12 protein-coding genes are annotated in these 12,570 nt (G+C 40.7%); 5 read left to right on the top strand and 7 right to left on the bottom strand.

What is annotated here, in order from left to right:
* Positions 1-240: 240 nt before the first annotated feature.
* On the bottom strand, positions 241-1,245 hold the full coding sequence (locus FQ608_RS21500) for a lysophospholipid acyltransferase family protein (RefSeq protein WP_158860558.1): 1,005 nt from the start codon (positions 1,243-1,245) through the stop codon (positions 241-243).
* The gene (locus FQ608_RS21505) at positions 1,242-2,144 is read right to left on the bottom strand and encodes a bile acid:sodium symporter family protein (protein WP_158860559.1); all 903 of its coding nucleotides are present in this window, start codon (positions 2,142-2,144) and stop codon (positions 1,242-1,244) included. Before FQ608_RS21505 ends, FQ608_RS21500 begins: the two co-directional genes overlap by 4 nt.
* 221 nt (positions 2,145-2,365) lie before the next feature.
* Here FQ608_RS21505 and gap point away from each other — a divergent pair, with 221 nt between their 5' ends.
* The gene (gap, locus tag FQ608_RS21510) at positions 2,366-3,370 is read left to right on the top strand and encodes a type I glyceraldehyde-3-phosphate dehydrogenase (protein WP_158860560.1); all 1,005 of its coding nucleotides are present in this window, start codon (positions 2,366-2,368) and stop codon (positions 3,368-3,370) included.
* A 95-nt stretch (positions 3,371-3,465) separates the two neighbouring features.
* Here the strand turns inward: gap and FQ608_RS21515 are convergent, their stop codons facing one another.
* Positions 3,466-3,918, bottom strand: coding sequence for a peroxiredoxin (locus FQ608_RS21515; protein ID WP_158860561.1), 453 nt, complete (start codon positions 3,916-3,918; stop codon positions 3,466-3,468).
* A 178-nt stretch (positions 3,919-4,096) separates the two neighbouring features.
* On the opposite strand from FQ608_RS21515, the gene FQ608_RS21520 reads away from it, so the two are divergent.
* The 3 genes from FQ608_RS21520 (at position 4,097) to pncA (ending at position 7,297) form a co-directional block, all read left to right on the top strand.
* Complete coding sequence (locus FQ608_RS21520) at positions 4,097-4,906, top strand: DMT family transporter (RefSeq protein WP_158860612.1); 810 nt, start codon at positions 4,097-4,099, stop codon at positions 4,904-4,906.
* 181 nt (positions 4,907-5,087) lie between these two features.
* Entirely contained in the window at positions 5,088-6,572 is a 1,485-nt protein-coding gene (locus FQ608_RS21525) for a nicotinate phosphoribosyltransferase (RefSeq protein WP_158860562.1), read from the top strand.
* Between the two features lie 107 nt (positions 6,573-6,679).
* A complete protein-coding gene (gene pncA, locus FQ608_RS21530) occupies positions 6,680-7,297 on the top strand; it encodes a bifunctional nicotinamidase/pyrazinamidase (protein ID WP_158860563.1) in 618 nt (205 codons plus the stop codon).
* On the opposite strand, the gene FQ608_RS21535 is transcribed toward pncA, so the two are convergent.
* Both FQ608_RS21535 and FQ608_RS21540 read right to left on the bottom strand, forming a co-directional pair.
* Entirely contained in the window at positions 7,283-7,831 is a 549-nt protein-coding gene (locus FQ608_RS21535; RefSeq protein WP_158860564.1) for an META domain-containing protein, read from the bottom strand. The two genes, pncA and FQ608_RS21535, sit on opposite strands and share 15 nt — an antisense overlap.
* Before the next feature lie 427 nt (positions 7,832-8,258).
* On the bottom strand, positions 8,259-8,801 hold the full coding sequence (locus FQ608_RS21540; RefSeq protein ID WP_158860565.1) for a ferritin: 543 nt from the start codon (positions 8,799-8,801) through the stop codon (positions 8,259-8,261).
* 517 nt (positions 8,802-9,318) lie between these two features.
* Here FQ608_RS21540 and kdsB point away from each other — a divergent pair.
* Complete coding sequence (gene kdsB / locus FQ608_RS21545) at positions 9,319-10,059, top strand: 3-deoxy-manno-octulosonate cytidylyltransferase (RefSeq protein ID WP_158860566.1); 741 nt, start codon at positions 9,319-9,321, stop codon at positions 10,057-10,059.
* Positions 10,060-10,065: 6 nt separating this feature from the next.
* Here kdsB and FQ608_RS21550 read toward each other — a convergent pair whose 3' ends face one another.
* Both FQ608_RS21550 and FQ608_RS21555 read right to left on the bottom strand, forming a co-directional pair.
* Positions 10,066-10,566, bottom strand: coding sequence for a hypothetical protein (locus tag FQ608_RS21550; RefSeq protein ID WP_158860567.1), 501 nt, complete (start codon positions 10,564-10,566; stop codon positions 10,066-10,068).
* Positions 10,567-10,909: 343 nt separating this feature from the next.
* Positions 10,910-12,559, bottom strand: a complete 1,650-nt coding sequence (locus tag FQ608_RS21555; RefSeq protein ID WP_158860568.1) for a RagB/SusD family nutrient uptake outer membrane protein — start codon at positions 12,557-12,559, stop codon at positions 10,910-10,912.
* Positions 12,560-12,570: the final 11 nt, after the last annotated feature.

Consider the following 12,570-nt stretch of genomic DNA (forward strand, 5'->3'; position numbering starts at 1 on the left):
GACCTACCATTTACGGGCATCTCAGGTTCTTAATCAATCTCGATGCATTCTTGTCGGGTATTTTTTGGTTCACCCATACCTTTTAAAACTCGGAGATTTTCCAAAACCTATTATCTAACCCTAATCGTTCCATTTGATGGTCGACGTGGATTTGATTCCGAGTCGATACGGCAAAAGAGGTATTGAATTATGGATATGATATTATAAATCAATTTAATTTACGGGGAATGTAGCGCAGATTCAAATCTTGGTATACATTATTAAACTAAAAAAAGCCGCCAACGCAAAAAGAAACCCAACAATACCATACCCTAAAAGCCAACTCAGTAGTATAATGAAAATGTAGTAAAGCGGACATCCCACCAATCCAATAACAAACTTAAAAGTCCCATAAAACACAGGATCTTTGATTTTTTTTCTGGCTCTTTTCCATACCAGCCATAAGGGCCAATGTAGAAGTAAAGTCAACCACCGAATTTTTTTAACACTACTGAATTCTTGGTTAGGGGAATGAATTGGCTGCTGTCCAGATAAAAAATCCCTAACCTTCTCAGGAGAGGTAAGCGGGATGTGGTTTTCTTTCAGGGAAATTAATGACTCTTCATAGCCTTCATCCGGAATATGAACAGTTAATTCCTTCAGGGCTTTATAAGCCGTCTTGGTTAAACCCCGAGAATCGTTAAGATAGGAAGAAACTAAAATGGGTTTTCCGACTTCAACTCGAACAGCCGCACCAACTTTTTGATGTGCTTCATAGGAAATTCCAAATGGCAGGATGGACAGTGGGAGAGAAGTGTGCTTTCCCATAGCTCCAAAGGCAATTCGGGTAAAGCCCTTACTCAATGGCCTGGCATTCCTCCGTAAGCTGTGATTTCCCTCCGGAAAGATCAGGATAGACTGATTTTTAGCCAATAGGTCTTCACAACGGGAAAAACTTTCTTGGTTACCGGAAATGCTGGAAAGTCCATCCCTGATACGAAATACGGGAATCAGTTGAATTATGCTTAGAAGCTTGGCAAATAATGGCTTTTTGAATAAATCAGCTCTTGCCAAAAAATAGGGCTTCATACCTGTCACGGTGGCGATCAGCAAGGGATCCAAAAGCGCATTTTGATGATTTGCGATTATTATTATTGGGGTATTGCGGGGAATACGATTCGTCCCGGAAACCTCGATGCGGGAAAAATAAATGGATAATCCCCATTTAACCCAGATACGCAGAAAATCATTGAACAGCGCTTTCAACGTGCTCTAAATTTTTTCCAAGTGACCGCAACCGTCATCCCAGAGATAATATGCCAGATTCCCCACCATCCGGCAATAATGGCCATTCCACCCAATCCGTCAAAGTACGTGAAAATCAGAACCAGTGCCAACCCGGAGTTTTGGATGCCAGTTTCTATTGTCAACGTTTTGGTATCGGGCAGATTAAGTCCAAAAATTTTGGCCAAGGAAAACCCCGAAAGCAAGGCGGCAAAGTTATGGGCTAATACCCAAAAGAATATAAGTAGGATAAATTTCAAGAAAAGGTGGTAATTACTAAAAAATGCTACTACAACAATAGCCCCGAAAATCAAAATACTGACAGGCTTTAGAATTTTACTGGCAGTTTTGCTGAATTCGGCAAAATGATGGTTGACATACATTCCCAGTAGAAGTGGAACGCCGAGAATTAGCGCCACCGTTTGAAACACATCAAAATAATCTAAACGTATTTCCTGAAGCATAGCTGCGGAGGGTGGATAAAAGCTGGCCCATAAGCCAAAGTTGAAAGGTGTCATGACTACGGCAGCAAGGGTAGCAAAAGCTGTCAGACTGACAGACAGGGCGGTGTTTCCACCGGAGTAATTGGTAAGAAAATTAGAAATATTTCCTCCAGGACAGGCAGCTACCAGAAACATCCCCATAGCTACACTTGGAATCGGATGTATCAGCAGCACCAGCAGAAAGGTAAGAAACGGCAGCATGAAAAACTGGGAGAAAATCCCGATAAAAAAAGGTTTTGGTGATTTAAGTAGATAGGAAAAGTCCCTAAACCGGATATCCAAAGCCACTCCAAACATAATTATGGCCAAGGACACATTCAACATAAAAAGGGAATCCCCCTTGAATTCCAGTATACTTCGATCAAGTTCTTCCAGCATGCATTTTTTTCTCAAAAATATGGAATAAAAGCAGGGGATAAAATTTCCTTCCTAGTATTAATTTTGATAAATTTGACCATCGAAAATTTTGAAAAGGTTAAAATTCAATTCGCTTTTAGCAATTATGGTTGGATTTTTGCTGCTAATCGATTGAATTCATAGTAAGTTTTTAAAATCTCTTACCATATTTTATAATTACAAGAAAAACAACAATTTATATTATGGGAACAATTAAAGTAGGTATTAACGGATTCGGGAGAATTGGAAGGCTGGTTTTTCGTGCAGCTCAGGAAAGAGACGATGTTCAGATAGTTGGCATCAACGATTTGATTGATGTAGATTATATGGCCTATATGTTGAAGTATGATTCAACGCATGGACAATTTAAAGGTGATGTCGAAGTAAAAGACGGTAAGCTAGTTGTCAACGGGAAAGCTATCCGCGTCACATCTGAAAAAAACCCTGCCAACCTAAACTGGTCCGAAATAGGTGCTGAATATATAGTTGAGTCAACTGGATTGTTTTTGACTAAGGAAAGTGCCAAAGGTCATATTGACGCAGGTGCCAAAAAAGTAATAATGTCTGCTCCCTCTAAGGATGACACCCCCATGTTTGTAATGGGAGTTAATGAGGATAAATATACATCAGACATGACATTTGTGTCAAACGCATCCTGTACTACCAATTGTTTGGCTCCTTTAGCTAAAGTTCTACATGACAACTGGGGTATCGAAGAAGGTCTAATGACTACTGTTCACGCCACTACTGCTACTCAAAAAACAGTAGATGGTCCTTCAGCCAAAGACTGGAGAGGTGGTAGAGGTGCCAGCCAAAACATTATCCCATCATCTACAGGTGCTGCCAAAGCCGTTGGAAAGGTAATTCCTGAACTAAACGGTAAACTTACCGGTATGGCTTTTAGAGTTCCTACACCTAACGTTTCTGTGGTTGACCTTACCGTTAGACTTACAAAACCAGCGTCCTATAAGGAAATTTGCGCTAAGATGAAAGAAGCGTCTGAAGGTTCTTTAAAAGGAGTGATGGGCTACACTGAAGACGATGTAGTTTCAACTGATTTCCTAGGAGATTCGAGGACCTCCATTTTTGACGCAGGAGCTGGTATCCAATTGAGTGATACTTTTGTGAAAGTTGTTTCTTGGTACGATAACGAATGGGGTTATTCGTGCAAAGTTGTGGACTTGTTGGAATACATAGCCAAAAAATAAATAGTTAATAATCACAAAAAAAGGCCAAACAATTGTTTGGCCTTTTTTTGTGTATTTCGTTTGCGATCCGAGCGATTTTTAACAGTAAGAAAGGACTATAACGTTTTGAGACTTTTGATCATTTGCTCAATATGGGCCTTGCCGTCAAACATGTCCTGATATATAGCTTGAATGACATGATTTTTGTCCAACATATAGGTAATACGTTTGGGGACACGAATCAATGGAACAAGCGCATCATATGCCTGACAAGTTTTTCCGCTGCTATCACTAAGTAGTTCAAAGGGGAGTTCATATTGCTTTTTAAACCTCATGTGAGTAGCCATGTCGTCTCTGCTTATGCCAACAATGGATATATCAAGCTCCTTGAATTCCTCAAATTGATCCCGAAACTCACAAGCTTCAGCAGTGCAGCCTCCTGTAAAATCCTTGGGATAAAAATAAATTATGCAGGGTTTTCCCTCAAAGCCTTTTGAAAGACGGAACATTTTTCCATCTGTTGATGGAAGAGTAAAATCAGGAGCTTTTTGCCCAATTTTTAAAGCCATTTTTGAAATTTTCAGTGGTTGATGTTATAAGAACCAAATGCGGTGAAATATGTTTGGCAAAATATTATAAGGTTTATGGAAAATCGATTACTAATAATCCATATTTTTGTTCTTTAATCACCCAAAGGTATATTCTAAACTAACGGATCCGGTTTTGAGTTCAAAGAGCGTTCAGCATATGTTATTGGCTGGGATTTTTTTCGCCTTCATGAATGTGACGGTAAAATTTCTTCCCCACATTCCGGCTATTGAAATCATTTTATTCCGGTCAATTTTTAGCTTTATATTCACCTATCTAGTCCTAAGAAAGAAAAATATACCAGTCCTAGGGACCAATAAAAAATTGCTAGTCTTGCGGGGAGTCGTTGGTTCGGTAGGCTTGATAACTTTTTTTTACACCCTCCAGAAAATTCCTTTGGCAAGTGCGGTAACCATTCAGTATATGGGTCCTGTTTTCACCAGTATATTGGGTATTTTTATTGTAAAAGAGCGGGTCAAACCCATTCAGTTTTTCTATTTCGCCATCGCATTTTCGGGGGTTTTAGTAATTGAGGGATTTGATCCACGGATAGACCCTGTATATTTGTTAATTGGAATCGTTTCTGCAATCTTTTCAGGTTTAGCCTACAATGTAATCCGAAAGCTGAAAAATACCGAGCACCCTTTGGTTATTGTATTCTATTTCCCCTTGGTCACCACGCCTGTAGCAGCTCTTATATCCTATTACGGCTGGGTGAATCCAGTGGGTTGGGATTGGCTGCTTTTGTTGGCCATTGGAATTTTTACACAGTTCGCCCAGTATTTCATGACTATGGCTTATCAAAATGCCAACTTGTCTAAAGTCGCAAACCTTACCTATGTGGGAATAATCTATGCCTTGGGATTTGGGTATTTCCTTTTTGATGAAACCTATAATCTGTGGACCTATGGGGGGATGTTGTTGGTTTTGAGTGGAGTGATTCTCAATATGCGATTTTCGGGTAAATAATACCCCGTTAAATTGTGAGAAAGGGGCTCTGCTTTTGTTATTTATTCCATTAAATTTGAAGGATGCTAATAAATTAAGTCAATTGACTGCATGAAATCGAGCATGACGTACCCGTTACACACTGGGATGACTATCAACCATGCGAGATTCCATGTGACCTCTGAAAAACAATTATAGACACGTGAAAATAACCAAAGATTTATACCAGGGTTCCCTAACCTTGCTAACCGATTTTTATCAATTTACCATGGCCTATGGATATTGGAAATCAGGAAAAGCAGAACAGGAAGTTGTTTTTTCCCTTTTTTTCCGAAAAAATCCGTTTCAAAGTGGTTTTACAGTTGCCGCTGGGCTGGACTATGTAATAGATTATTGTAGAAATTTTTCTTTTGAAGAAAAGGATCTGGATTATTTGACGCAGATGGAAAATTCCAATGGGGATCCCACATTTGAGAGCGGATTTATCGACTATCTGAGGCACCTGAAATTCAGTTGCGATATAGATGCAGTAGAGGAGGGGGAGGTGGTTTTCCCAAATATGCCTTTGGTAAGGGTTAAAGGTCCTTTAATCCAGTGCCAACTTTTGGAGACTGCCCTGCTTAATATTATCAATTTTCAGACCCTTATTGCGACTAAGGCGGCAAGAATTGTTTTGGCGGCAAAAGGCGATTCCGTGCTGGAATTTGGCTTGCGACGGGCCCAGGGAATAGACGGTGCGTTGGCAGCGAGCCGGGCATCCTATATTGGGGGATGTACTTCCACCTCGAATGTGATGGCAGGCAAATTGTTCGGTATACCAGTCTCCGGCACCCATGCCCATAGTTGGATAATGGCTTTTGACACTGAACTGGAGGCGTTTGAGGCTTATGCTGAAGCTTTTCCTGAAACTACCGTTTTATTGGTAGATACCTATGATACGATTATGGGAGTGAAAAATGCCATCAAGATTGCCAAAGAGCTGCGGGAGGAAGGTAATGAATTGAAGGGAATCCGGATAGATTCCGGGGACTTGGCCTATTTTAGCAATAAAGCTAGGGAAATGCTGGACGAGGCGGGATTTCCGGGCGTGAAGATCGTCGCCAGCAATGATTTGGACGAGCATATTATTACTTCATTAAAATTGCAGGAGGCTTCTATAGATATTTGGGGTGTTGGAACCAAGTTAGTAACAGCCTATGACCAACCAGCATTGGGTGCCGTGTATAAAATGTCCGCAATGAAAAATATTGAAGGAAATTGGGTACCTAAAATCAAACTCTCCCAGCAGTCGGTAAAAATAAATGTGCCGGGATTCCACAACGTAAAACGATTTTATTTCAAAGGAAAGGCTATCGGTGATATGATTTATCTGGAGGGAATGGCCTCGAAGGATCAAGTAACTATTATTGATCCCATTGATCCTACAAGGAGAAAACGCATAGACACATTACAGGCTGAGGAGCAAATATTGCTGGTCCCAATTTTCAAATCGGGTCGGAAAGTATATAACAGGCCGGATTTAAAGGACATTCGCCAACGGACCATAATGCGTTTGGAACAGTTTGACAAAACCCACAAACGTCTAACCAACCCGCATATTTATCCGGTGGGATTGGAAGAATCTCTCCACGAGTTGCGGACTGATTTGGTTCTAAAAAGTAAGCCCATAAACTACATGGACCAATAATCAAAAGAAAAACCAGATGAAATCGAGCATGACGTAAGCGACACACACTGGGATGACTATCCGCCATGCGAGATTCCATGTGACAACTGAAAAACAATTATAGACACATGAAAGCATTATTGATAATAGATGTCCAAAATGATTTTTTACCAGGAGGGGCATTGGCAGTTCCAGATGGAGATCAGATCATTCCTGTGATCAACCGTCTTCAGGAATCTTTTGATTTTATTGTTGCTACCCAGGACTGGCACCCTGCCAACCACGGTAGTTTTGCAGCGAATCATAAAAATAAAAACCCGGGAGAATCTGTGAACCTCTCAGGTATAGAGCAAATATTATGGCCTATCCATTGTGTGCAGGATACGCTGGGAGCTGAGTTTCATCCAGAGTTGAAGCGGAAAAAATGGAAGGCTGTATTTCAGAAAGGGACTAATCCTTATGTAGACTCCTACAGCGGTTTTTTTGACAACCAGAGATTGCAGGACACTGGTTTAGGAGACTATTTGAAGGGACAGGGAATAGATACGGTTTATGTGGCCGGGTTAGCAACAGATTACTGTGTTAAGTTCACTGTTTTGGATGCCTTGAGTGAGGGATTTAATACCTACCTCATAGAAGATGCTACAAAAGGCGTGAACTTATCTCCAAATGACAGCGAACGGGCCATCACGGAAATGTCAAAGGCAGGCTCCGAGGTAATTAAATCCAGTTCAATTATTATATGACCAATAGATTTTCGGCCCTGACGCCATCATGCGGGGAATACCTAGTGGATGATCATCGTTGTCTCTGTCAACTTTCTCCAACCGCATGATTTCCATGCTGCCGCAAAGAAAGGATAAATGTCCTTCATCATTAATTTTGAATGTATGGGCTGACTTCAATAGTGTGAGAAAGATATCCTCTCCGTCCCCGTCACACCAGACTTTTGTCATTCCCAAAAAGCCCATCACGTCTATTTCGTTTCCTTCAAGCTGGGTGAAAATGCTGAAATTATTGCATCCCGTAAAGCCAAAGACCTGCCTATTGATAATGTCGAAATAAAGTCTGGGTTTTTTGCCTGGAAAAAGTTCTTCGAATGGTTTGAATTTATCATAGATGGAATGAACCTCCCATAGCCCCTCCAATTCTGCACTTGTAGTGATTTTTATCTCTGGTATTTCGATGTTATCATTTTCTTCGGCCTCCGCAATTTGCCCAAAACATACTCCTGAAGCGAATAGAATCAAAACCATCGGGATATTGAATTGCTGTTTCATGGTCACTGGGTTTCTTGATTGTGAAATATAACAAAAAATTACATTATTCCATTCTAATAGCAAAAAATTTGCCAATTATAAGATGAAATAGCATTTTACCTAAGTTTATAGTAGGTGGTATAATGGTATTTGTTTTCTTTATCTCTTAGTTTAACCAATTAGCCAGTTATAATTATTAATTACGAATTACGAATTACGAATTTTCAATAAATAACCAAATAACCTAATAACCTAATAACCAATAACCCAATAACTCAGTAACCCGTCAACCTATCAACCAATATCCCGTCAGTAATATCAGATTGATCTTAACCTTACTAAGTGGTTCAAAATAATCCGGCGTAAAACAAAAAAAAAGCGGCAATAAACTCAGTTTATCGCCGCTTTTTACATTTAAGATTTATCTCGGTCAGATTCGTGAGGGGGCTTATTCTTCAATGGAAGCGTGCAATTTGCCCAATTCCTGATCAATGGTCCAAAGACCGATTCCTTCTTCTCCAATGATGTCAAAGAGCTCCAATGCCCTACGGGCAACGGTTTCTTCCTCCCGCTGCTCAGTCACGTACCACTGCATAAAGCTAAAAGTGGCAAAATCTTTTACGTTAAAGCAATGGTCCACAATCAAATTGATTGATTTAGTCACTTCAATTTCATGCTCCAAAATCAATTCGAATACCTCTCTCAGCGAATTAAACTTATTCCGAATCCCGGTTATCTCAGGCTGAATGGCATGGCCCCCCGCATCGTTTACATATTTGAACAATTTCAGCATATGCTGTCTTTCTTCATCTGCATGGTCATACAGAAATCTGGCGGAATTGGAAAACCCCATCATTTCACACCAAGATGCCATAGACAGATAATAGGCCGATGATTCGCCCTCCATTTCAATTTGTTTGTTGAGTTTTACTTCGGTGTCAACCAACAAAGAACGCTTTAAGGTGACTATTTCTCTTTCTACTGTTTTCATATACAATTTGTGCTCGGTTAGGATACTTTATATTTTACGTTTAAGTACACGAATATAACCAAATAATCTGATATAAGTTCCCGATATTGCGGAGGTCAATTCAGTTTAGAATTGGTATAATTAAAACAATTAGAATTATATTTGGTTTATTTATATTTGAATTAAGTATAAATAAACAATGTCAGATCAGTTTAAAACCTTATCTTAAAAAATCATTTTGGAACGCTCTACTCCCTTTGGGCGAATTTGTTGTTGCTTGGAATGGTAGCAGGAGGAGTTCATAAGTCAAAACTCTCAAGCCTCGGAACATTTACAATGTATCCCCAACCGCTGTTTAAAGCGTTAAAAAAGTGCAATTATAAGGCACAGCACTAGATAGAACCCCCATAACCGTTAGTTTGTGCCAATTTTACCTAATTTTGCATCTCTGTCTTGTAAATTCCAGTTTACTTAAAATTCTTATTCTAGTTGCTGGACCTTAACTTTACCAATTGAATAAAAAATTATTGTTTTCTCAATGAAATTTGTAGCCTTAATTCCCGCCCGATTTGGTGCCACCCGTTTCCCAGCCAAATTGATGGCGGATCTTTATGGTAAGCCGCTGATTGCCCGAACTTACTTGAGTACTGTTGCGACAGGGATTTTTGATGATGTGGTCGTAGTAACGGACCATGAAGAAATAGCCGAGGTGATCCGCAAAGAAGGTGGGAAGATTTTTATAAGTCAAAAAGAACATGAAAGCGGCTCCGACCGGATAGCTGAGGCAGCCGCCCATATGGAGGCGGACGTCATCGTTAACGTACAGGGTGATGAACCGTTTCAGGATAAAAAATCTTTGCAGGATCTTGTGAATTCTTTTGGAGATAGTAGGGTTCAGGTAGCCTCCTTAATGATGACCATTTTCGACGATAGCCAGATTCAGAATCCCAATGCTGTCAAGGTAGTGGTGGACAAGGACAATTTTTCCATGTACTTCAGCCGCTCCCCCATTCCCTTTATACGGGAGTCTCCGTCGGAAATCACCTTTTACAGGCACATCGGAATATATGCTTATAAGAAGGATTTGCTGATGGCTTTTACTCAGTGGCCAAAATCCATCTTGGAAAAAGCCGAGATGCTGGAACAACTGCGGCTTTTGGAACAGGGTATAAAAATAAAGATGATCCATACGGACCATCAGGCAGTTGCAATTGACACTGCAGAGGATTTGGAAAAGGCCAAAGAATATTTCAGGGCAAACTTTAGTGATCAGTTGTAACCTGTGTCAAAATCTGACTGGAGAAAGCCTCGTTAAGGGTTGTTGGATTACAATAAAGCCTTCCCCTTCCTTGGAATGGCAGGCATTGCACCCGGCCGTGAAGGATTTATAGCCCGCCAAAAAGGAGTCATTGTCCTCACTAGCGATTGCCTCTTCCATTTCGGGGATGGTTTTCTCCATAAACTCCACCGCCGATGCTGCTCTAACAGGCCGTCTTTTTAACCCATCTTCCATAGCTTCGACGATATGCTCAAGTTGGTGACCTGCATACTTCCAATTTTCGTCCTCCCCAGCCCAATAAAGTTCGCTGTACCGGTAACTCACCTCTACCATTGTTCTGCTAAATCCACCCAGTTGGTGGGCTACTTCCTCAAGTTTTTCATCTGTGTTGCCTTTCAACCAGCCTTCCGACCCCAGTTCGGAGTAGGTATTTGTTTCAGTTGTATGAGAGCATCCGAACAAAAATAATGATAAAGAAATATTAAATATTAGTTGAGAGATTTTCATTGGAGTTTGTGTTGTTTTTTTAATTTAAATTTTGGTTTTTTTTTCAAGGTTTCAAATTAACAATTACTTTGCCTTAGTGTTTCATTTTGTTTCATAAGTCAAAATACCTGTCTTTTTCAAAAATTCAAATAACGTAAAATATATTTTCACAACTGATATTTTAGTTTTATCCAATTTTTTTATTTTAAACGACAAAATAAAAACGCATTATGTGAACTTTGCAACTATAGGGTAAAAAAATATTTTGGTTTGAAGAACTACATAGCTCAATTAGATTTTTATAATAGTTTTAATCAAATTGTGTAAAAAAAAACCGCCTTATTGTAAGGCGGTTTTCTGTATATTAATATCCTTGGTTTTGTTCCAAAAAGCCCGGCGAAGCACTTGCGGCGTCGATTACGTTTTGGGGGATAGGATAAATCCTCCGGATAGGGTTGGAGCTTGTTTTGTCTATCCATTGGTCTTCCCACTTACCAAAACGAATGGCATCAGTTCTTGCCTGCATTTCCACATAAAGTTCATAAGACCGCTCCAAATAAAGCGACTCCAAGTCGATGGATGTGAGTATCTGGGCACCTCTCGCTCCTCTAACGGCATTGACATCCGCCAAGGCAGCAGTTGGGTTTCCTCTTCTAAGTTCTGCTTCCGCACGCATCAAATAAACATCACCCATCCGAATTAAGGGGATGTTCACTCTGCTACAGCATTGGCCGGTTTGCGCCATGGGGTCAAAAGCAATCTTAATAGCTCTGGGACCGTTGGAATGTCCCCGGTTATTGCTTAGATCCACGTTAATGGTGTAGACTACATCCTCTCCGGTTCTGGTTCGGTTTACCAGCTTTTCAATTACCAATTCACCGTTGGCAGTTCGCTTAAACTGATTATTGGCATCCAATACGATTCCGTATTGTTGCCCCACCTGTATTCCCCTGTTCCAGCGGAACTGGCTTTCCGGAATCGATCCTCCGTCTGGAATATTTCGCTGGAAAAAACGGGGATCGTCATGGTTGCCTTCCCATTTGTTGTAGAAATCTGTTGTTAGAGATACCCCGTCACTACCTACCGCCAAAATATTGGTCAAAGAACCATGACGGCTTCTGGAAGTGCCAAACCAAGCATGTCGGTTGGATCCGTTGGTTTCCAGCCGCTGGTCAAAGGCAAAGATATGCTCCTTATGGTCGTGGTTGTTTATGTTCCAAATAGAGAAATAATCTTCGGTTTCCAGACCATATAATCCTGAATTAATTATTTCCGTTGTAAAAGCTACAACCTGTGCCATATCGGCATTGTCAAAATTAAAGCTAGCCGCATATCTATCCGCATAAACAGCTTTGTTAAGTAAAATCCTGGCCTTTAATCCCCATGCAGCAGCTTTGGAGAATCTAGTGGAACCTACCTCAGATTTTGTTCCCAATAATGGTTCTACGGCATCGATTTCACTTAGGATATAATCAACAGCCTCACTTCCCCTATATATTCTGGAAAGTATCGGGGTTCCTACCTCCTCAGGTAACTTATCAAATGCAACCCCATAGTGGTCAAACAGAACCCAGTTATAATAGGCACCCATCGCACGAGCCTCCGCAATATACCGTTCGGGTCCATTTATAGCCGCCAACGTTTGCTGAGCTCCCGCTGCGCGGGCGATTCCCTGGGTGACATGTGACCAAACGTTTCGCACGGTACCATGGAAAGGTGTCCAACTATGTTGATGCATTTCTATAAAGATACCTCCATCAAACCAGTCAGTGCCTCCTCTGAAAGGAACGATTGATTCATCCGATGCGATGGACTGCATATTAAAAATCCAGTTATGTTGCCCATACATTTCATTCATCCGGGCATATACAGGTGCTAAAATCTGGTCGGCTGCTTCCGGTGATTCAAGTACTCCTTCTCCAACAGCTGTGTCCAAGATAACTTCCGTGAGGTCTGTACAGCTGACCCCTAACAGTATACTAATTGAAAGGATTATTTTCGCTATATTTTTCATCTCTCGGTGAC

This window comes from Lunatibacter salilacus (assembly GCF_009797935.1).
In the GTDB taxonomy this organism is placed as follows: Bacteria; Bacteroidota; Bacteroidia; order Cytophagales; family Cyclobacteriaceae; genus Lunatibacter; species Lunatibacter salilacus.